Origin of the sequence: Leptolyngbya sp. FACHB-541 (assembly GCF_014695875.1) — a bacterium.
Lineage (GTDB): Bacteria > Cyanobacteriota > Cyanobacteriia > Elainellales > Elainellaceae > JAAUTN01.
In genome coordinates this window covers 51,830-73,775 of sequence record NZ_JACJPC010000062.1, presented here as the reverse complement: position 1 = coordinate 73,775, position 21,946 = coordinate 51,830, and the positions used below count along the sequence as shown (strand labels likewise).

At 50.2% G+C, this 21,946-nt stretch carries 16 protein-coding genes; 6 read left to right on the top strand and 10 right to left on the bottom strand.

Features of this window, described 5'->3' with window-relative positions; genetic code table 11:
• Nucleotides 1–269: 269 nt before the first annotated feature.
• From H6G00_RS13655 to H6G00_RS13640, 4 genes are all read right to left on the bottom strand, one after another.
• A complete protein-coding gene (locus H6G00_RS13655; protein WP_347277252.1) occupies nt 270–812 on the bottom strand; it encodes a Tol biopolymer transporter periplasmic protein in 543 nt (180 codons plus the stop codon).
• Nucleotides 813–882: 70 nt separating this feature from the next.
• Nucleotides 883–1,344, bottom strand: coding sequence for a biopolymer transporter Tol (locus H6G00_RS13650; protein ID WP_347278180.1), 462 nt, complete (start codon nt 1,342–1,344; stop codon nt 883–885).
• Nucleotides 1,345–1,450: 106 nt separating this feature from the next.
• Nucleotides 1,451–2,299 carry a Ycf66 family protein gene (locus tag H6G00_RS13645; protein WP_190641968.1) on the bottom strand — a complete coding sequence of 283 codons (849 nt, stop codon included), beginning with the start codon at nt 2,297–2,299 and terminating at the stop codon, nt 1,451–1,453.
• Between the two features lie 367 nt (nt 2,300–2,666).
• Nucleotides 2,667–2,786, bottom strand: a complete 120-nt coding sequence (locus tag H6G00_RS13640) for a photosystem II reaction center X protein (protein ID WP_190641969.1) — start codon at nt 2,784–2,786, stop codon at nt 2,667–2,669.
• A gap of 183 nt (nt 2,787–2,969) precedes the next feature.
• Between H6G00_RS13640 and H6G00_RS13635 the strand changes: the two genes are divergently transcribed.
• On the top strand, nt 2,970–3,257 hold the full coding sequence (locus H6G00_RS13635; protein ID WP_190641970.1) for a YggT family protein: 288 nt from the start codon (nt 2,970–2,972) through the stop codon (nt 3,255–3,257).
• Between the two features lie 129 nt (nt 3,258–3,386).
• On the opposite strand, the gene accC is transcribed toward H6G00_RS13635, so the two are convergent.
• The 5 genes from accC to H6G00_RS13610 form a co-directional block, all read right to left on the bottom strand.
• Nucleotides 3,387–4,742: an acetyl-CoA carboxylase biotin carboxylase subunit gene (gene accC, locus H6G00_RS13630; RefSeq protein WP_190797142.1), complete on the bottom strand. Its 1,356-nt coding sequence runs from the start codon at nt 4,740–4,742 to the stop codon at nt 3,387–3,389.
• 286 nt (nt 4,743–5,028) lie between these two features.
• Nucleotides 5,029–5,745 carry a heme oxygenase (biliverdin-producing) gene (locus tag H6G00_RS13625; RefSeq protein ID WP_190641972.1) on the bottom strand — a complete coding sequence of 239 codons (717 nt, stop codon included), beginning with the start codon at nt 5,743–5,745 and terminating at the stop codon, nt 5,029–5,031.
• Between the two features lie 273 nt (nt 5,746–6,018).
• A complete protein-coding gene (locus tag H6G00_RS13620; protein WP_190641973.1) occupies nt 6,019–6,495 on the bottom strand; it encodes a hypothetical protein in 477 nt (158 codons plus the stop codon).
• A 313-nt stretch (nt 6,496–6,808) separates the two neighbouring features.
• Nucleotides 6,809–7,516: a magnesium protoporphyrin IX methyltransferase gene (gene bchM / locus H6G00_RS13615; protein ID WP_242042260.1), complete on the bottom strand. Its 708-nt coding sequence runs from the start codon at nt 7,514–7,516 to the stop codon at nt 6,809–6,811.
• A 93-nt stretch (nt 7,517–7,609) separates the two neighbouring features.
• Nucleotides 7,610–9,367 carry a protein kinase gene (locus tag H6G00_RS13610; RefSeq protein WP_199318472.1) on the bottom strand — a complete coding sequence of 586 codons (1,758 nt, stop codon included), beginning with the start codon at nt 9,365–9,367 and terminating at the stop codon, nt 7,610–7,612.
• Between the two features lie 696 nt (nt 9,368–10,063).
• Here H6G00_RS13610 and arsM point away from each other — a divergent pair.
• The 4 genes from arsM to treS all read left to right on the top strand — a co-directional run bounded on the left by arsM (nt 10,064) and on the right by treS (nt 16,935).
• Nucleotides 10,064–11,032 (top strand): arsenosugar biosynthesis arsenite methyltransferase ArsM, encoded by a 969-nt coding sequence (gene arsM / locus H6G00_RS13605; RefSeq protein ID WP_190797141.1) that lies wholly within the window; start codon nt 10,064–10,066, stop codon nt 11,030–11,032.
• Nucleotides 11,033–11,150: 118 nt separating this feature from the next.
• Entirely contained in the window at nt 11,151–11,861 is a 711-nt protein-coding gene (locus H6G00_RS13600; protein WP_190797146.1) for a TVP38/TMEM64 family protein, read from the top strand.
• Nucleotides 11,862–12,017: 156 nt separating this feature from the next.
• The gene (locus tag H6G00_RS13595) at nt 12,018–13,223 is read left to right on the top strand and encodes a helix-turn-helix domain-containing protein (protein WP_190679755.1); all 1,206 of its coding nucleotides are present in this window, start codon (nt 12,018–12,020) and stop codon (nt 13,221–13,223) included.
• A gap of 226 nt (nt 13,224–13,449) precedes the next feature.
• Nucleotides 13,450–16,935, top strand: a complete 3,486-nt coding sequence (gene treS / locus H6G00_RS13590) for a maltose alpha-D-glucosyltransferase (RefSeq protein WP_190797140.1) — start codon at nt 13,450–13,452, stop codon at nt 16,933–16,935.
• A gap of 147 nt (nt 16,936–17,082) precedes the next feature.
• Here treS and H6G00_RS13585 read toward each other — a convergent pair whose 3' ends face one another.
• The gene (locus H6G00_RS13585; protein ID WP_190641978.1) at nt 17,083–17,547 is read right to left on the bottom strand and encodes a DUF4347 domain-containing protein; all 465 of its coding nucleotides are present in this window, start codon (nt 17,545–17,547) and stop codon (nt 17,083–17,085) included.
• 562 nt (nt 17,548–18,109) lie between these two features.
• Between H6G00_RS13585 and H6G00_RS13580 the strand changes: the two genes are divergently transcribed.
• Nucleotides 18,110–21,877, top strand: a complete 3,768-nt coding sequence (locus H6G00_RS13580) for an NB-ARC domain-containing protein (RefSeq protein WP_190797139.1) — start codon at nt 18,110–18,112, stop codon at nt 21,875–21,877.
• Nucleotides 21,878–21,946: the final 69 nt, after the last annotated feature.

The window sequence follows — 21,946 nt, the reverse complement described above, 5'->3', positions numbered from 1 at the left end:
GGTCTTCCTCACTCTCACCAATCTCTAGCTTGTATACCCCTGCCATCCTTCGTCTTTGAACCCATCAAAAGCTTTATACCATCTGTAGCCTTACTTTGAAGAATTGGTATAAGAAATAATCTTCCAGCACGAATCACTTTTTGAGGCGTAATACCAACTCAAAAATTAGGGTTACAGATGGGAGGGTACCCCGCGTCGCGGGGTGCCCTCCCATCTAGAGAAATGTTATAAGTGCTAGCGTACAGATCAAATTCGAACCTCCTCTAACCTCAGCGGGGATTCATGGGAATGTCTAGGGGATCGCCAGCACGGGTATAAATTAAGATGTCCCACTGCCCCTGAGCGTTGGATTCAAAGGCGATAGTGCTGCCATCAGCGCTAATGCTGGGGTTACGAACTTCAGCTTTAAGAGCGTTGGTGAGACTGCGAAGCTGATACAGTTGGCGATCATACAGATAAATATTAGATTCGCCCTGCCGATTCCCTGCAAAAACAATGTAGCGACCATCTTCAGAAATGTCTGGATCGGCAACAGTCATATCTAGACTGTTGAGTTCAGGTAAGTCGAGCAATTGCCGCCCGATTAGGTCATACACATAGACATCTTGACTGCCTGCTCGGTCTGAGACAAAAACAAGATGTCTGCTAGCAGCTTTAGGAGATAGTTCTGCATAGGGGCTGTTGAGGCTGCGTCCGTTGGGGTCAAAGGGAAAGCTGAGATAGTGTGGGCCTGAACAACCAATCAGCAGAGCAGACAGGGCGATCGCCAAAACTAAAATCGCTAAAACAGATCTCACAGCAGCAGGTTTCACAGGAGCAAGACGGAGGGGGCAAGGCGGAGCGGGACAAGGAGGAATTGCGGTTTAATTCTCTGATTTCACTCTACAGAACATCTAGCTCAACTCTTGTGCCTCGATCAATCACTTCAATATCCCACTGTCCGTTGCTGCCCGTCTCAAAGGTAATGTAGCGTCCGTTAGGGCTAATGCTCGGGTGTCTCACCCAGCCTCGGTAGCCAGCCGTGAGAACCTGGACTTGTTCGGTAACGCGGTCATATAGCTCAATATCGGCTCTACCGCGATCGCTTGCAACGTACACAATGTAGCGGGCTGTGTTGCTAACGCCGGGGTTTTCGGCGATCGCATCCGGGCGATTTAACCGAGGCAAATCGACAAATTCCTGACTTTTCAAGTCAAACAGCAGAAGACTGCGAGTACCGTTTCGGTTAGATACGTAAGCAATAAATTGCCCATTGCCGCTTAAGGCTGGTTGCTCATCGGTATACAGGCTGTTCAAACCATTTAAGGAGTCATCAGCCCAAGCTACATCTTGTTGGCAGTTAATAAGAAAAGTGAACAGGATCAAGCCAATGCTTAACCCTATCCACTGCTGAAAGCGCTTGAAAATGCCAAAATGCCTGACCACTTGAGGAGCTAGCGTTTAGTTGTCGCTAATCATAATCACGTGGATTATCCTGGTCTTCGCTGGTGTAGTCAATTGGCTGATAGTCAACGTAGTCAGAGGGCGATCGCTCTGACTCAACTCGACTGCGGCGAGGCGCATCTTGAGGAGGGCGGGTTCTTCTGGGTCTTGAAGATGGGGGAGAATCGGAACTGCGGCTAGGACGACTGCTGCGAATCGGTTTGTCCTCTGTATCACCCCAGTACTCGTCTACATCAGGACGGCGGGACACTGGACGCTCGGTTCCACTAGAGGGAGGACGACGGCGACGAGGGCGGCTTGACGCATCACTGTAAGGGTCACCAGAACCGAGGCGATCGCTGCTGCCTCGGCTGGATGGACGACGACGCACTTCCTCACCGTATTCGTCATTTGGGCGAGCATCGCGTGTGCCTCTGATCCGGCGGGTGATAGGCCGAGGTTCTTCATCTAGGGCATCCAGTTCGTCTAACTCAGCCCGATAAACTCGGCTCACAGGACGATCATCATCGACAACAGGCGTTGTGCGCTTTGCCTGCTCTGTGGCGACAGCCCGCAGACGAATGCTCTCAACCGCAAAGAAAATGGCAGAACCCGTCAGCATAAACTGACCAAACTGCAAAATCGGGTCTTGCCGCCAGCCATTGAAGAACAGAATGCCACCGCAAACCAGCGCCACTGCTGCAAAGAAAATGTCATGATCTCGCGCCAAGTTAGGGCGCACCGAACGCAGGAAATAAAGCCCTACGCCTGAGAGGGCCAAACCAACCCCCACAAGGCTACTTGCGTTTGAGATGATGTTGACCGTTGCTAGCGTCGGGGTAATCATGCTGTTCAAACCCAGCCCAGCATCCACCATTGCAGTTCTCCGTAAGTATGTCCTAATCCTAAGCGACTTTTAGTTAAATCGATTTGCTTGTTTAACCAATTCGCTTGTTGATTTTGTAATGATCTCTACTCTAACCGAATCGCTGACTGACCTAAGTCTTTCAGCCAAACCGCTACAAGCATTAACTAGCCAAGCTAAATGAGGATACTGCTCTGTGTCAAGACTACCTAGACACTAAAACTTCAGGAGTTGGGTTAGAAGTTTATCTAAACAGTCCTAAAAGTCATGCGGAAGCTTAGATCTACAAAGCCAGGGATTTTCAGAATCAAATGACTTCTACTCTGAAAATCTCTGGCTCTGCTCAATTCACAAACCTGAGTCAAATAACCTCATCCGACTAAGAGCGCTGGATCTTGTCTCTTTGGCTAATGAAGATCAGGGCAACGGTTGCTGGAATAATGATGATGACTGCTCCTGCAAGCAGGCTGTATAGGAAATTTGCTAAAGATGGTGTCATGAGTTTTGATCCCCAAATTTGGAAGGCTATTTCATTAATAATCTTATCGGGCTGTTAATCCTTTGAGAAGTCTATTTGGCTTTAGATTTTACTGCAATTCTAAGTTGGAGCAGGTCTAAAGCCGCGTTCGAGGGGCGGTAGAATATGAATAGACTCGGTTACAAAGCTTAATTTTTAGCACCTATGACCTCTGTTGCAATCGCCAATTGGGTTTTGGCTCCTCTGTTGGGGCTGCTGATTTTGTTGTTCATTATTCGCATCGTCTTGACCTGGTATCCTCAAGCCGAACTGAATCGGATGCCATTCATTCTGGTGGCTTTGCCCACAGAACCTTTTTTGATCCCACTGCGTAAGCTTGTGCCTCCTTTAGGTGGAGTAGACATCACCCCTATTATTTGGGTTGGAATTTTTAGTCTGCTGCGTGAAATTTTGCTGGGGCAGCAGGGGCTACTGACGATGATGGCTTACTGAGGCAATTTCCAGGCAGGAAATTACTGCAAGACTGAAAATGCTTGAGTTCTAGCGGGTTAGGGGCAAAGCGTTCGATCAAAATGTCGGTCATTGCACTGAATCTTGACCGAATGCTTCGCATCCACAGACTTACTTTTCAGGGGGACGCATCATTTGCTCAACAAAGTTGGTGTAGATCTTGCCTTGCCCAAATTCGGCAGTTTCCAGAATTTTTTGGTGAAAGCCAATCGTGGTGGGTAAACCTGTGATCGCGCATTCTCGTAAGGCTCGCTTCATTCGTTGAATTGCGGCAGGGCGATCGGGTCCCCAGACAATCAGCTTGCCAATCAACGAGTCATAGTAGGGCGGAATTTCGTAGTCGGTATAAACATGGGAATCAATTCGCACGCCGGGACCGCCAGGAGGCAAATAGCCGCTAATGCGTCCGGGGTGCGGACGAAAGTTGTAGTCAGGATCTTCAGCATTGATGCGGCACTCGATCGCATGTCCGCGAAATACCACCTGCTCCTGTGTCAGACGTAGCTTTTCTCCCTGGGCGACGCGAATTTGCTCAGCAATTAGATCTAAGCCAGTAATCATCTCGGTGACGGGATGCTCAACCTGAATGCGGGTGTTCATCTCCATAAAATAAAAATGTCCCGATTGGTCAAGCAGAAATTCGATAGTGCCTGCACCCGTGTAGTTGATCGCTTGAGCAACCCGGACAGCAGCAGATCCCATTTTTTCGCGCAGTTCTGCGGTGAGAGCAGCGCTGGGAGCTTCTTCTAGCAGCTTTTGGTGCCGTCGCTGAATGGAACAGTCTCGCTCTCCCAGGTGAATGGCGTTGCCGTAGCTGTCAGCAAGAATTTGAAACTCGATGTGACGGGGTCGTTCGATGAATTTTTCTAGATAAACGCCGGGGTTACCAAAAGCGGCATCCGCCTCACCCTGAGCCGCTAGAAAAGATTTCACTAATTCGCTTTCATCTCGAACTAGACGCATTCCGCGACCGCCACCGCCCGCTGTTGCTTTAATGATGACGGGATAGCCAATTTTGTTGGCGATCGCCAAGGCTTCCTGATCATCGGTTAGCAGCCCATCACTTCCGGGTACAGTAGGCACACCAATCCGCTGCATCGTTTCTTTTGCAGTTGATTTGTCGCCCATTGCCCGCATTGCTTCAGGGGAAGGACCGATAAAGGCAATCTGGTGATCGGCGCAAATTTCAGCAAAACGGGCGTTTTCTGCCAAAAAACCATAGCCCGGGTGGATCGCAGTAGCGTTACGAGTCAGGGCTGCGGCAATAATATTGGGAACATTCAAATAGCTTTTGCTGCTGGGAGGCTCACCGATGCAGACCGCCTCATCTGCCAGCTGAACATGTAACGCATTGCGATCGATTGTGGAGTGAACGGCAACGGTGGCAATTCCCATCTCTTCGCAGGTACGAAGGATGCGAAGGGCAATTTCCCCACGGTTGGCAATCAAAATTTTGGAAAAACGCATCTTCCAGCTTTAGCGGGTGAGGGTCAGGCGAGACAAACTTTTCCGAGTCACCCTGGGAAGTCATGCTTCAGCGAAATGACGAAGGCATCTAGCCACTCAAATGTTTAGAGACAGGGATCGGAAGTCCGTAACCAGTAGTTAATCCTATCATGCGGCAGACACCGCTTGTAGCTTGTCTTACCACCAGGCTTAAAGCAACTTGGGGAGGTTAATTTTTCGCAGGCTAGTCTACGAAAAATTAACCTCCCCAAATAGTTTTTAGGATAGGAGCTTAGAGCTTGATGAGTTAGTCAGCAGTTGCCAACTCGGTGCTGCCGCGACCGCGACGACGGGTGAGGCTGTTAAACAGCATTTGACCGATCGCCTTAATCAGGTTGCCTTCAAGTTCCTGGAAGACTTTCATATTCATGCCGAAGGTGGCATTTGCTTCGTCAACAATGCGATCGGCAGTCGCCTCGTCCACGGGCAATTCGTCCATCGCCTGACGATATTTTGCTTTGAACTGCTTTTCGTCAGGAATGTCTTTGAATTCGTAGAAAGCGGTTCCTTCACCGTTGCTCAGGTTCATGCCACGCTGGGCAATGCCTTTGAGGATTTGACCGCCTGACAGGTCACCCAGGTAGCGGGTGTAGGAATGTGCTACGAGTAGCTCAGGCTGCGTTGCAGAGACCTGACGAATATGCTCTACATATGCTTTAGCCGCAGGGGTCGGAGCAATTTGGTCGCGCCAGTTGTTTCCGTAGTAAAAGTGCAGGTCGCGCTCCAGACTTTCCTTGCGATTTAGCTCTGGGAAATGGATTTTGGAAACGATTGGATGCTGCTGATGGCGCTCCATTTCTTCTTCCATTGCCGAGTAGACAAAATAGAGATCGGCGACCAGCTTTCGATAGGAGTTCTTTTCTACAACTCCTTTGAGAAAGCACTTCACAAAGCCGACGTTCTCAGCCATTGTATGGGCCTTTTTGGTGCCCTCTCGCAGCTTGGTTGCTAAATTACTGGTCATTATTAAAGTCCTACTAATCCCAACATTAAATTTGCCTGCTGGAGTGCCGAAGCTTAACAAGGCTACTTAACAATGCTAAGAAACAATGTTAAAAAGCTTCCCAAATTGTTAGAGTAATCCGATTTGATGAGAGATTTTGTTAAAAATTCTTACGCGACAATTCTTGCTAGCCACACAACCTTGTTGGCTTCATGCTTGTCGGCTTCATAAGTAGTTTGTGAGAACACCTGTCCGGCGGTAAGGTGTTTTCACAAACTGCTTAGAGCTAGCACCTTACATGATGGTGATGTCGTTAAAGTCAGAGTTAGCGAGTCGTTCGCGTAAAGTTTCAGTGAGATGCGCCCCTTTTTGGTCTTGCACGTAGAACTGATAGGCAAGGCTACCGTCTTTGCTGACGGCAAATTTGGCATCAAATTCTTTGGCTCTCTCATCCAAATAGGATTGCGCAGTCATTCTGGGCAGGTTGGCAGCAGCAGCAAATTGCGTCACGGTTAAATATCCGCTGTTTTGCTTGAGCAACCGGTAAAAAATAGAACGTAAATTAATGTGATCGTGGCGTGGGTTAGGACGGGATGCGCCAACGAGTAGCCAGCCTCCCAGGGCAATCGGGGGTGCCCCAAATAGGAGTCCTCCCACTAGTCGGGAGGATCTAGTTCCAGTGTCTCCGGTGATGACACTGTGGGCGAAGGCGATAACAATAGCGGAACCCGCAGCGAGAAACAGACCTGCCAAAAGTTTTTTTGTTCGCATCACTCTAGCTGGAGTGGGGTCAGAATTACAGCCTGAGTTAGAAGGCTTAGTTAGAAGACCGGGCCATCGCCAATTTGTTCTCCTAGCCTGCCTATTCAAACGGCTAGTCCATGATTGCGTCAACCGTATGATAACGTTTCTCCAAAAACAGATGGAAGGGCACCCCGTGGAGCGGGGTGCCCTTCCATCTGTTTTTGGAATTGGTATGAGTCCTTATTGTTCGTGAACAAGTTTACAGGACGGCAAAAGGGTGAGGGATGAAAGTCCATTTCATCCCTCACCCTTTTGCCTTTCGCTATTCCAGATGTAGAGCTTAACGAGTGGCTTCTAGTAGCCGAGAGAAGTAGAAGCTGGTTTTTGTCATGGCGTTGCGCTGTACTTTCCAGCCTCTTGCCTCCAGCCCTTTGACAATGTTGGATTCTTTGTGCAGGTAGGCACGGGTTGCTTTGCTGGGTCCGGGGAAAAAGTCGCCGATTTTTTTCAGCAGGCTGTAGGCAAAGGTCTTAGGGGCAAAGCTGAGGATCAGGCGAGAGTCTGCCAGGTTGCTGAGGTGATCGATCATGGCGATCGCCTTATCTTGGGGATAGTGAATTAGCACATCCAGGCAAATCACAGTGTGATAGTTGCCGCTCAGCGCTTCCAGGTCTTGCACGGCAAAGGTGGGATTGTCTGACTGCCCCAATTCTGTTGTGGCTCTGGTCTGGGCTTCTCCTACCATTTTTTCGGAAATATCGCTGGCATAAACTTTTGCACCTGCTGCTGCCAGCGGAATGCTGAGACTGCCGACTCCACAACCCGCATCGCAAACTGTCAAGTCTGCTAGATTGCCATCAGCCTGGAGCCATGACAGCACGGTATCAACGGTCTGTTGGTGCCCTTTGCGGATATCTAGCTGAACTTTGTTGACTTCACCGTCGCCGTAGATGCGCCGCCAGCGATCAAAGCCTGTGGCGTTAAAGTATTCCTGGACAACCGCCTTGTCATCCACTGTTTTATCGCTAACTGTGTTCATCGAATTCATAAAGTTTTTTGAGCGTAGGCAACAGCTGTTTGACTTAAGCAAACTTTCCTATACTTTATGACGAATGATGCGCGGTACAACTGCTCGATCGCGTCAACGCGATCGCAATTTCTGCTGAAATGCTTCTGCTTGCTTAGAATTGGGAATCTCAGCAGCGATCGCCTGCACCAGTTGTTCAGGTTTCAGGTGAGGCGTTTGGGACAGAATGTCTTCCACGATGTAGTCTGCCATCGGTCCAATGCAGCGGGCTAGCTCGGTGCGGCAGCGTTCGACAAATTTAGGATCGAGGACGGGTAAAGGTTTAGGAGGGGGAATAGGCGAGCGCTGCTGCTGGGTGACGTTGCTTGTTGGTCGGCTAGAGCGGACAGAGGAATTGGGAAGAGGGCTGCTGGCTGCGCCTGTGAGTCCCAGCACTGTCATCACTTCGGCGGCAGACTGATAGCGGTCTTTGGGCTTTTCAGACAGCATTTTGTTGAGAATTTGAGTGAGGCGATCGCTCACCTGCACATAAGACTGCCAACACCATTCCAAGGAATCGCGATCGGTGAGGGTGTTGGGTTCCTGTCCTGTCAGCAAAACGATCGCCGTTACGCCCAAGGCATACAGGTCACTACAGGGATAGCATTGCCCCATGCGAATCTGTTCTGGTGGCGCATAGCCCAGCTTGCCGACAAAGGAAGCCTGGCTCACGGTTGAACCATCTTCCGCGTAGGCTGCCCAAATTTGATTCACCGCTTGCTTGACCAAGCCAAAGTCGATCAGCATCGGGTGTGTCTGACCATCTGGCAACATGACGTTGTCAGGTGAAATGTCTCGGTGAACAATGTTTAGACTGTGCAAATACTCCAAGACGGGTAGCAAGTCAGCCAACCATCGGGTCACTTCAGCTTCGGAGAAGGCGGCTCCTTGGCGCAGTTTTTCTTTCAAGAGGGTGGCGTAGGTTTTGCCATCGATGTATTCCTGTACGAGAAACAGCCGCCCTTTTTCGGCAAACCAGGCGAGGAAGCGAGGAATTTGCGGATGCTGAATTTCGTAAAGGACTCTGGCTTCTTGCTCAAACAGTTGGCGTGACTTTTGCACGGTGTAGTCGGCGCGACTGGCTGGCACAAATTCTTTAAGCACACATAGATCGCCAAATCGCTGCATGTCTGAAGCTAAGTAGGTTCGCCCAAAGCCGCCCCTTCCTAGAACTCGATGAATTTGGTAGCGACCGTCAATGATAGTGTCGAGGAGCGTTTCTTCGTGGGCAGAGCCGACCGGGTTAGAAGGGGCTGAGGTGTCCGAAGGGTGGACGGGAGTCGCGTCAGAATGGTGGGCAGGCAAAATCTGGTAGGCGGGAACAGGCTGCTGGATGTTTTTTAGCTTTAGTGGTCCCGCATAGACCGCTTCCATCACTAGCCGATCTTTCACCACGTCGTAAACCGTTTGGGAAATGCAGATGCCGCCGGGTTTTGCTTCGGTTTGCAGGCGGGCGGCGATGTTGACCCCATTGCCCATCACGTCGGTTTCGCTAAAAAACACATCACCCAGGTGAATGCCGATACGGTGAATCAGTACGTCTTCAGGCGATCGCTGCTCTGCCTGCTCAGCAATAGTAGTCTGAATTTTCATGGCACAGACAACGGCTTGGACTGCGCTAACGAAATACATTAGCAAACCGTCTCCAGTGGACTTGAGTACCTGCCCTTCGGTGTTTTGGCAAATCTGCCGCATCGTCTGGAGGTCGCGCTGAATTAGGTTCAGCGTATGCTCTTCGTCGCTTGACATGCGGGCACTAAAACCGACGCTATCGGTAATCACAATAGCAGCCAGGGCGCGGTTTCCTCGTTTCAGCAGTGGAGCTTGGTCCATAGGGCAGGCGCTATGGCTGGGTGGGTTGGACTGTTAATTTTGGTGGGGAGGTGGCGATCGCTAACGCCGTACAAACATTCCCATAGGGGCGAAGCGTTCGGGCAAAAATCCTTACTCTAATTCAGAGTTTATCTACCGAACGCTTCGCCCCTACCCCCCTACCCATGCACCCTGACTAAAATCCTGTTCTGCTCACATCTTTCCTGATGCTAACGGGTCGATCCGGTTTGACAGAATCACCCGTTCAGTTGAGATTTGTTGGGGATCATTAACTCGATCCAGTGGATTTGAGCAGCAGCGTCTCACACCCATCAGTATCTAGTGTAATCGTGTCCGAAAAAGCACTGAAGGTTTTGCATTTGAAATTAACACTTTGATACTGCCAAGAGTAGGGGCTGAGGGCGGAAGGCTGAGAATGAAAGAGAAGGGCGATCGCTCCCTCACCCAAGCAACCCCCTCGCCACCCACTGATGCGAAGCGCGTCCTGCTCCCCACCCCAATCCCTTGCGGAGGGGGTTTGAGGGACGCGCCCGTCCCCCAACGGGGGTCTGGGGGAACCCCCCAGCAGCAAATTCCGCTAAACAGACAAATAAAATCCACAGTAATCTGCGGCATTGCCTAACCCACCCCACCCAAATGTGAAATCAAGAAAACATATTATGATCACCTGGAAAATATAAGACTCCCCCTCTCCTCATGAGTTATCTCGAAACCACTGCCCAACTCTACGCCGAAGCAGCCGAAACCCCTCAAATTGGGCTGTGTTGCGTCAGTACACCCCCCCTCCGACTGCCAGGGCTAAAAATCCCAAAAATTATGCAGCAGATGAACTACGGCTGCGGCTCGACGGTGCATCCCACCGAACTCTTCGGCAACCCCACCGTACTTTACATCGGCGTAGGAGGCGGACTCGAAGCCCTGCAATTTGCTTACTTCTGTCGCCAACCAGCAGGAGTCGTCGCCGTTGACCCCGTCGCCGAAATGCGACTCGCCGCGACTCGTAACCTACAGCTTGCGGCTCAAGAAAACGACTGGTTTACCCCCGACTTCGTCAAAATCCTAGAAGGAGATGCCTTTGCGTTGCCAGTACCCGATGCCTCAATAGACGTAGTGGCGCAAAACTGCCTGTTTAACATCTTCGAGCCAGCTGACCTAAAGCAAGCCCTCTCCGAAGCACATCGAGTATTAAAACCGGGTGGACGACTGATCATGAGTGACCCGATCGCCACCCGTCCGATTCCGTCCCACCTTCAGCAAGACGAGCGATTACGCGCCCTTTGCTTATCTGGGGCACTCACTTATGACGAATATATTCAACATCTAATCGCGATTGGCTTTGGACAGGTAGAAATTCGTGCCCGTCGTCCTTATCGGCTACTAGATGTTCAAAGCTATAGTTTAGACACTCCCCTCCTGCTAGAAAGCTTAGATTCTGTTTCCTTTAAGGTACCGGTGCCCGATGATGGAGCCTGTGTTTTTACAGGTAAAACCGCAATCTACAGCGGTGCTGAACCTGAGTTAAATGATGGCGCAGGTCACAGATTAGAGCGAGGAGTTCCCCTGGCAGTGTGTGATAAAACCGCCGCTCAGTTTAGTCACCAGTTTCCGCAAGACGTGATCGTCACAGACTCCACCTGGCACTACACCGGTGGTGGATGCTGTTAAAAAACTCATGCCCTAAAGAGGATCTGTGACTTCTCTAACGAAGTTGCAGATCTGGGCAGCAGACTCCATTTTTAGTCATTGCTATTCCACTATGCTGCTCAGTCAGATGTTTTATTGGATGCTCAAATTTGTGTATGGGTTAGCAGGAGTAGCGATCGCCCTTCTCTTAATCACATCTCCAGCACTAGCCAACAGTGCCACATCACCAGGGTTTTATCCTCAAAACCTGCTTCAGAATGCATTGGAATGGATTGGGAGCCTGGGCGTATTGGGTGGCATTACCTTCATTGCCCTTTACATCGTGGCGACTGTTGCCTTCCTTCCCGGTTCTATCCTGACCTTAGGCGCAGGGGTCGTATTTGGCGTAGTGTTGGGAGCCGTTTATGTGTTTATTGGGGCAACTTTAGGGGCGATCGCCGCCTTCCTAATCGGACGTTATTGGGCGCGAGGCTGGGTTAGCCAAAAGATTGCTGGCAATCAGAAATTTGCAGCAATTGACAAAGCTGTCGCCGCAGAAGGCTTAAAGATAGTTTTGCTCACCCGGCTTTCCCCGATTTTCCCATTCAACTTATTGAATTACGCCTTTGGGCTCACAGGCGTTCCACTCAAAGATTATGTGTTGGGGGCGATCGGCATGATTCCCGGCACCATTCTGTATGTTTACATTGGTTCCCTGGCAGGTAACCTTGCCCAAATTGGTACCGAAAACCAACCCACTAACTTGAGTGTTCAATGGGCAATTCGGATCATTGGGTTTCTCGCAACTGTTGCAGTCACCGTTTACACCACCCACCTCGCCCGCAAAGCGCTAGCAGAAAACTTACAATAGCCTCGGTTCGAGTAGTCTGCACTTAGGGGGATGCTGCACTTTCCGTCTGCCTCTTTGGAAAGATGACAGCCCTACGAAGACTCACGGATACTGTCATCTTTAATCAAAGTATTTTACCTGGGGCACTACTTTGAATTTTGTGGCAGTTATCCAACGATGAGAGCTTTATCGCTTGCCTCTACTCGCTTTGTCCAACTTGCTAACATCGTCACCGCTAGGGTTGCCGAGCTTTTGTGTGCCCCCGTTTTTGTGATCGATGACCAGGGCACCATTCTCACCAGTAGCGATCCTTATCTGGTGGGACTTGCTTTTGATTGGAATCAATGGAAAACGGTTAGTCAGCATCTCCGCATTCCTCTCCATTACGATACGCAAGTGGGAGAGGTGGTGGTTGGAGAATCGTTGAATCGAGAACCGATTTCTCCTCGGTTAGCTCAAGCTCTAGTGGAATTGGTGATCAATCAGGCTGCCATCCTCGATCAGTTACCCAATCAACAGAAGTTTAAGAATCAGCTGATTTATGATTTGCTGCATGGTCGGGTTCAAGACGAAGTTGCCTTGCGTCAGGCTAAGGACCTGGGAATGGATTTGTCGCCTCCCCGCGCAGTCATTCTGGTGGACGCAACTGATTATGTTTCTAAGTTGGGAGTGAGAGAAACGGTCAGCGAGGCAGACAAACGGCGACGCACACAGTTAGTCATCGGCAGCATTGTGAGTTTCTTTCATTTGCCCAATGACACGATTTGCGCCGACTTAGGCGGAGGCGAAGTTGCTGTCCTGAAAGCAAGCAACACCAAAAACTTAGGCAGTTGGGCGAGTCATGATGATTCTGATCCTTCAACTAACTCTTCCTGGGCAAATTTAACGGCGTTGAGGCGGGCGGCAGATGCGCTGCTAGCGCGGCTGCGAAGCGATACAGGCGGAGCGTCGATCAACCTGGGAATTGGTCGCTATCATCCGGGCATTCGGGGGTTAGCGCAGTCTTATCAGGACGCTCAGGCGGCTCTGTCTCTGGGAAGCCGCTTGCAGGGACAAAACCAAGTTCATTGTTTAGGGCGATTGGGCGTTGCTGCCTTTGTCGGTGTCGCAGACGAAGCAACCAAAATCGATCTGGCTAAATATTTGCTCAGTCCACTTGACCATGAGCCAGATTTGCTAACTACACTGGATGCCTTCTTTGCCGAAGACTGTTGCCCATCCTCAACTGCAAAACGGCTTTCAATTCACCGAAATACGCTCAGCTATCGTTTGGGTAAGATTGCTTCGCTCACTGGGTTAGATCCTCATCGATTTGATGACGCGGTGCAGATGCGGCTCTGTTTGCTGTTGCGATCGCTGCGATCGCAGTCGATCAAGATATAGCAAAAGTCCTCAAGTTTACATCGGGAGTCGGAGGCGATCGCCCCCAGTTCTCTCATAGAATACACGTGCATCGGGCTTTGCTTTTTGCAGATGACATCAGTTGCTCATTGAGCTGGAATAGCTCATTAGGCTGGAATAGCTCATTAGGCTGGAATAACTGACCTGGGAATCTGAACGCATCCCGTTTACATAGTTTGCGAAGGACGCATAGAGGGAATTGAACTGAATGGTGCAGACAACACAAAACGCAGTACATAACTCAGTCCTCCAAGAAGACCCGCTGTGGTTCAAGGATGCCATCATCTATGAGGTGCCCGTCCGCGCCTTCGCCGATAGTAACGCCGATGGCATTGGCGACTTTCGGGGGCTAACCGAAAAGCTCGACTACCTGCAAGACCTGGGAGTCACTGCGGTCTGGGTGCTGCCCTTCTTTCCTTCACCTTTGCGAGATGATGGCTACGACATTTCCAGCTACACCAGCGTCAACTCCATCTATGGCAACCTGGATGACTTTAAAGAATTTCTCGCTGCGGCTCATCAGCGCGACATCCGCGTCATCATCGAGCTAATCGTCAACCACACATCCGACCAGCATCCCTGGTTTCAACGGGCCCGAAGGGCTCCCAAAGGCAGCGTCGAACGCGATTTTTATGTCTGGAGCGACACCCCCGAAAAATACCAGGAAGCCCGAATCATCTTCCAGGACTTTGAAACCTCCAACTGGGCTTGGGATCCTCTCGCTAAAGCCTATTACTGGCACCGCTTCTATTCTCACCAGCCGGACTTGAACTACGACAACCCCGCAGTTCGGCAGGCAGTATTTGAAGTTCTCGATTTTTGGCTTGAAATGGGCGTAGACGGCTTGCGAATGGATGCCGTGCCCTACCTCTACGAGCGAGAGGGCACCAATTGTGAGAACTTGCCAGAAACTCACAACTTCCTCAAGCAATTGCGACAGCAGGTTGATGCCAAGTTTCCTAACCGAATGCTGTTGGCTGAAGCAAACCAGTGGCCGGAAGATGCTGCCGCCTACTATGGCGAAGGCGACGAGTGCCACATGAACTTCCACTTTCCGTTAATGCCTCGCCTGTTTATGTCGCTGCGGATGGAAGATAGCTTCCCAATTTTTGACATTCTTCAGCAGACTCCTTCGATTCCCGACAACTGCCAGTGGGCGCTGTTTTTACGCAACCACGATGAGCTAACGCTGGAAATGGTGACAGATGAAGACCGCGACTATATGTATCGGGTCTACGCCCAAGACCAGGAAATGCGGGTGAACCTGGGGATTCGTCGCCGTTTGGCTCCGCTATTGGGTAACAATCGCCGTCGGATTGAGCTGCTGAACAGTCTCCTGCTAGCCCTGCCTGGAACTCCGGTGCTGTACTACGGTGACGAAATTGGCATGGGCGATAACGTGTATGTGGGCGATCGCAACGGCGTTCGTACCCCAATGCAGTGGAGCTCTGACCGTAATGCAGGCTTTAGCCGCGCCAATCCCCATCGCCTCTATCTGCCCGTAATCGTCGAGTCAGAATATCACTACGAAGCTGTTAACGTCGAGGCGCAACAGGCGAATCCTAACTCCCTCTGGTATTGGATGAAGCGTCTGATTGCCACTCGCAAACGGTTTAAGGCAATGGGGCGTGGCACCTTTGAGCTACTGCATCCCGAAAACCGGAAGGTGTTGGCCTTCACCCGCACCTATGAGGATGAGCATATTCTCGTTGTCGCTAACCTGTCTCGCTTTGTCCAGACGGTAGAGCTAGACCTGTCTGCGTTTAAAGGCATGGTGCCGGTTGAGATTTTTGGGCGCACCGAGTTTCCGGCGATCGGCGAAGCTCCCTACTTCCTCAGCATCGCTCCCCATACCTTTTACTGGTTTACGCTGAAGTATCAGCCCAATGATGCTCAGCTTGCTAAACCGCAAAGCCAACTGCCTGTTTTGGCGGTTGATGCGCCCTGGCAAAATGTGTTTGCCCAGCGAGAAGCGCGAATCGCTCTAGAGTCTGTCCTGCCAGACTACTTAAATCAGTGTCGCTGGTATATCGGCAATGGTCGGGCAATACAGGCTGCCCACATCACCGAAATTGTGCCAGTGCCCTACAAAGACACCGAAGCTCAGATTGTCTGGTTAGAGGTGGAATACATTCAGGGAGAGCCTCAAACGTACATTTTGCTGCTTGCTTACGCAGAGGGCAAAGAGGCACAACACCTGCTAACAGACTTGTCCTATACCGTCGTAGCAAAGCTTGAGCTTAAGGGGCAGGATGAAACTAAGGTTTTGTATGATGCGATCGCCGATAAAGACTTTTTGGCTTCTTTACTGAATGCGATCGTCCACAACCATTCCTATAAGGGCAAACTGGGCGAACTCAGTGCCAGCGTCACGGATCTGTTTCCTCAACTTATGGAAGGTGCAACCCAGTTTGAGCCAACCTTGCTGCGTTCGGCTACTCGCAACACCTCAATCATTTATGGGGATCATCTGATCCTGAAGCTCTTCCGCAAAATTGAAGTTGGTAACAACCCTGACCTGGAAGTGCGACGCTTCCTTAGCGACAAAAAACAGATTCAGCACTTCACCCGAATTGCGGGCGTACTAGAATATCGTCGTCCTCAGACAGACACCATGACCGTCGGCATCTTGCAGGAATACATCCTGGATGCCCGCAACACCTGGGACTACACCCTCGATAGTTTGCGCGACTACTTTGAACACATCATGGTGCAGCACTCCGGTATGACCGAGGTCCCTGTACCGTCTGGTTCATTGCTAGAGTTGCAGTCCAGCTTTGATTTGGTAGAAAACTTTGAGGATTCAGAGACTGGCAAACACCGGGATGGAAACTCTTCTACCGCCTTTTCGATGGCTTCCCGCTCCTATCCATCTTCTCCGGAAACTTCTCACAACCTCGATCCCTCAACTCAGCTTCTCGCCTCTCAGGTGATTGGCTCTTACCTTGCCAACGCCAAGCTACTAGGACAATGTACGGCTGAGCTTCACATTGCGCTGGCTTCTGATGCAGAAAATCCTGACTTTGCCCCAGAGCCGTTTTCGTCCTTTTATCAGCGCTCAATCTACCAATATGCACGAAACCTGTCTGGACAAACGTTGCTATTGCTAAAGCAACGGCTCAAATTCTTGCCCGCCAAAACGCAGGAGCTAGCACGAACTGTCCTCAACCGTCAGGATCATCTGATGAGCCGATTTCAGCTTGTCCTTAACCAAAAAATTACCGCGATGCGGACTCGCACCCACGGAGATTACCATTTGGGGCAGGTGCTTTATACGGGCAAAGATTTTGTCATCATTGACTTCGAGGGAGAACCTAGTCGCAACCTGAGCGAACGGCGGATGAAGCGATCGCCCCTACGAGACGTAGCCGAAATGCTGCAATCCTTTGGTTATGCGGCTAATGTAGCCCTACGAAACGAAGTCGAGAACGGCATGATTCGCCCTGAAATGTTGCCCGTGATGGAGCAGTGGGTGCAGTTTTGGGAACGTTGGGTCAGCGCTGCATTCCTCCATGCCTACCTGAATACGGCTAACAGTTCTAACTTCCTACCCAAATCTCAACAAGAGCTACAGGTTTTGCTTGACAGCTACCTGCTCGAAAAAATGCTGTACAGTCTCAGTTGCGAACTCAACAGCCGTCCCGATTGGGTGGAGAATCCGCTACGACGAATTTTGACGGAAGTGGGGGAATAGGGTTTAAAAACTCTAGAGAGTAATTTTTTGCGCGCTAAGCCCACAAAAAATTACTTTCCAAGAATTAGGTCCATATATGGAAGGGCACCCCGCTTTGCGGGGTGCCCTTCCATGTGTAGCTCCTTTTTAGAGAAACGTTATGATTTCCTACACGCAACTCGCTAAATCTGAAGTGTCGATGCTGGCACCAGTCAGTTGGTGTAGGCGTTCCAGAAATTCAACTGCGTTTCCTCTAGCGGCACCAAAGCCGTGTAGCTGGACTGAGGGTGCGGCAAAGGCATGGGCAGGAAACCAGGCTTGCAAATCCCAGGCGTAATATTCCAGGGTGTCTAAACACAAGCGGGCACTGCCCAGGCTGAGGTTTTCACAGGAGCCATGTGAGAAGATATGAACCTGGGTTAAATCCTGGTGCTGCTGTAAAGCTTCAGTAATTTGCTGTACTCCGTCTCGCTGAGGGTCGAGCAGGAGAATTTCTGCCTGTGGCAGCGTTTTTGAAGCTAAAGCTTGCTGATCTTGAGCAGTTGGATCGATTACAACCAGTGCATTCGGTTTATCGGATAAGCGATCGCGTTGAGATTTATGGGAACTTTTACCAGCGTTTTTATGGTCCATGGGTATGTGATAAGAGAATCGTTATTAGCTGTAACCGTTGTGGTGATGTCCACAGGTTCTTAGTAAGGCTTGAATCAAACACATCCTTGGATAGATGCAGAGTTGGGGAAGGAGTTGGATATACTACAGTCCTCACATCTATCGTTCCCAAATTAGCTGGCTAAGGTTACGGTTGTCGGTCGGCAAAAGGTCAGGTAAAGGTCTGATAATGTCAGGCAGAATCTAGGTAAAAGTGCGGTAACATACCTAAGCGCCTGTTGATCTAGATTTCATTGATACAGAACAAAATCTGCAAATGTTGGTAAAAACCCTGATTTTGGGTGGTGCGGAAAACGTTGTCCCACTTCAGAATTAAGAGGAGTTTCTGGTTTTTGTACTGTAATTATTTTTCTTCTACCCAGATAGCCTTAACATGCATTCTGTAATCTTTGTAACAGCTTGAATTCGAGCAGACCTTGCTTTCAAACTGCTTCTCTGACAATCTGTTAAGTTAAATTCTTTTTTACTCCCCACTTCTTATTCTTTTAATTAAGTTCAACGTTGCCCCCAAGCCTTGAAGTTGATGACAGTTGACGAAGCGTTAGATCGGGTTGAGCGGCTTTTAGAGCAAGGGCGCTTAACAAAAGTTCAAGAACTGGTGTTTCGGCAGTCCTGGGTAGGACAGTCGTATATGGAAATAGCCAGATTATCGGGATACGATTTTGGCTACATCAAGGACACAGGCTCTCGACTATGGCAGTTGCTGTCCGATGCGCTGGGGCAGAAGGTAACCAAACATAACTTTCAAAGTGTCTTAAAGCGATCGCAGTGGCAGGAGGAAGTCCCTGAAGTAAAAGGAAGCAGTCAATTTCCTAACCTGGTTGCGTTAGAACCGAATCTGCCTGTTTCACCCAAGACCGATTGGGGAGAAGCGCTCAACATTGCGGTGTTTTATGGTCGAGAAGCAGAACTGCAGCGGCTAGAAAACTGGATTGTCGGGGATAAGGCGGTAGAGGGGCAGCAGCGCTCTAGCCTCGTTGCCATCTTGGGTTTAGGTGGTGTAGGTAAGACTGCTCTGTCGGTGAAACTGGCGCAACAGCTAGTAACGAGTGAAAGGGATGCATTTGAGTATGTGATTTGGCGATCGCTCCGCAATGCACCTCCCCTGCGCGAACTGCTGCAAATGCTGATTCAGTTCTTTTCTGACCATCAGGAAATCAACTTGGCGGATACCGTTGAGGGACAGCTTTCACAACTGCTTCCCTATCTTCAGCAGCACCGTTGTCTCATCGTGCTAGACAATTTTGACACGGTTTTGCGCGGGGAAACTGATAGCGATTTGCGTCAGCGTTCAAGCCGCTATCGAGTCAACTATGAGGACTACGGAGAATTTTTACAGCGAGTGGGTGAAGTTGCCCACCAGAGCTGTTTGGTCATCACCAGTCGCGAAAAGCCACCCGAAATTGCCTACCTGGAAGGGGACATTTTGCCTGTGCGAGTGCTCCAGTTAGGTGGGCTAGACGAGGCAGCAGGACAAAAAATCCTTCAAGCAAAAGGGCTAATCGGGTCGCAGAATGAAACCAGCCGATTGGTGGAGTGTTATCGCGGCAATCCCCTTGCGCTGAAAATTGCTGCTACCTCAATCAAAGATTCGCTATCTGGCAACATTGCTGAATTTCTGACTCAAGGCAACATCATCTTTGACGGGATTCGCGATCTGCTGTCTCACCAAATCAACAGGCTGTCTGCTCTGGAGCTTCAGGTCATGTACTGGTTAGCTATAAACCGGGAACCTGTCACCCTGGCAGAACTTCAGTCCGACATCGTGCCTCAAATTCCGCAGGCAAAGTTGGCGGCAGTGCTGGAGTTGTTGCAGCAGCGATCGCTGATTGAAAGCTCACCTATCTTGATGGGACGAGGATTGGCTAGCTTTACTCAGCAGCCCGTGGTGATGGAATACATGACCGATGAACTGATCGAGCAGATGAGTTGGGCGATCGCCAGAACTGAAATCGCTTTGCTCAATCGTTATGCCCTGATCAAAGCGCAGTCTAAAGATTATGTCCGTCATAGCCAGACCCGAATGATTTTGCAGCCGCTGATCGACCGTCTGATCTCTCACTATGACAGCAAGCAAGACGTGGTAGACCAGCTAAATCAGATGGTATTAGCGCTGCGGCAGTCTGGGGCATCGGCTGGATATCTTGGTGGTAATGTACTCAACCTAATGAGCCAGCTTCAGGTGAGCTTGACGGGAGCAGATTTTTCTCACCTCAGCATTTGGCAGGCGTATCTACCTGCAACAAACTTGAGTCAGGTCAACTTTGCTGGCTCAGATCTCTCTAAATCTGTGTTTGCGGAAACCTTTGGAGGCGTGATTTCCGTTGCCTTTAGCCCAGATGGACAGCAGCTTGCCACCAGTGACACCAGCGGCGAAATTCATATCTGGCAGATTGCTACGGGCAAGCAGTTACTCATTTGTAGCGGTCACGCTCACTGGACGTGGGCCCTCGCTTTCAGCCCCAATGGTGAATTCTTAGCGAGTGCCAGCGATGATTATCTGGTAAAGCTCTGGGAGGTTAAAACCGGGGAATGCCTGAAGACATTTCGGGGACATACGTATTCGGTGAACGCGATCGCCTTTAGCCCCGACGGACAGCGAATTGCGACCTCCAGCCAGGATGCGACCATCCGCATTTGGGATGTGAATGCTCCCGTTAATCGCCTTCAGGTTGACACCGACAAAAGCCTGCTAGGAATTGTGGATGAGTGCGCTCACATCCTTACCGACCATGAAAGCCGAGTTTGGTCAATCGCCTTCAGCCCTGACGGCAAAACCCTAGTCAGCGGTTCTGAAGATAAAACCATCAAACTGTGGAATGCCAACACGGGAGAATGTCAGCAAACCCTTTTAGGACATACCAACTGGATTAAATCCGTCGTCTTTAGCCCCGATGGGCGATCGCTAGCTAGCGGCAGCTTTGACCAAACGGTAAAGCTCTGGGATACAGAGACAGGTAACTGTCTCAATACACTGCAAGCTCACTCCAGTACAGTCACTTCCGTTTCCTTTAGCCCGGATGGACAGAAGCTAGCCAGCAGCAGCTACGACCAGACGATCAAACTGTGGAATCTGAAAACGGGACAGTGCATCAGAACGCTGCAGGGACACAGCAATCGCGTTTGGTCGATTGCCTTTAGCCCAGATGGACGGTTGCTTGCCAGTGGCGGTGACGATCATGCCGCGAAACTGTGGGATGTTGAAACGGGACAGTGCACCAAAACCTGGAAAGGACACACCAACGCCATCCTATCTTTAAGCCTAAATGCAACGCAGTCTATTGTGGCGGCTGGTCACGAAGATCAGACCGTCAAGCTATGGAATCTAAAGACGGGTCAGATTCATAAAGTTTTGCAAGGACACACCAACCGAGTCTGGTCAGTCGCCTTTTCCCCTATCCCGATCAGCATTTATCCTGATGCAGAGCAGAACAAGAAAGTCGTTTTAGCCAGCGGTAGTGCCGATCGCACAATCAAACTTTGGAACTGGCAAACTGGACAGTGCTTACAAACCTTGAAAGGACATACAAGCTGGGTGTGGGCGATCGCCTTTAGCCCTGACGGACAACTGCTAGCTAGCGGCAGCTACGACCAAACCGTGCGGCTCTGGGAAGTGCAAACTGGCAAATGCATCAGCCTCATGCAGGGACACGTTGCCCCTGTCACATCTGTAAACATCAGCCCCGATTTGCGCTGGTTGGTGAGTTCTGGGTTCAATCGCACCATTCGGGTGTGGGATATTGAAACGGGGCAATGCGTTCACATTCTGCAAGAACATACCAACACAGTTTGGGCAGGAGATTTTAGCCCCGACGGACAGCAGTTCGCGAGCTGTAGCTACGACCTCACCGTCAAAATTTGGGACACTTCCACCTGGAACTGTATTTCCACGCTTCAGGAACACACAGCACCCGTTATTTCTGTTGTGTTTAGTGGTGCGGACAAACTAGCTAGCGGTAGCTTTGATCAAACTATTAAACTTTGGGATCTTCCTACTAAAACCTGCACTCAAACCCTGCGTGGGCACACTAACCTAGTTTCTGCACTGGGGTTTGCCTCCAGTCAATCTCTTTCTAAAACAAGTCTGGAGAATGAGAGTAACGAATCTACAGAATTCATCCTGCTCAGTGGCAGCTTTGACGAGCGAATCAAACTTTGGAATGTTGAAACAGCCGAATGTTTGCAAACCTTGAGAGCCGCCCGACCCTATGAAGGAATGATCATTACAGATACAGTGGGGCTAACAGAAGCCCAAAAAGCAACCCTAAAAGCACTTGGAGCCGTGGAATAGCTGTAGTCTTCTCGTCATGTTATGCGAAAGCCCTCGCATAGCAAGGGCTTTCGCATAACAACGACTTTA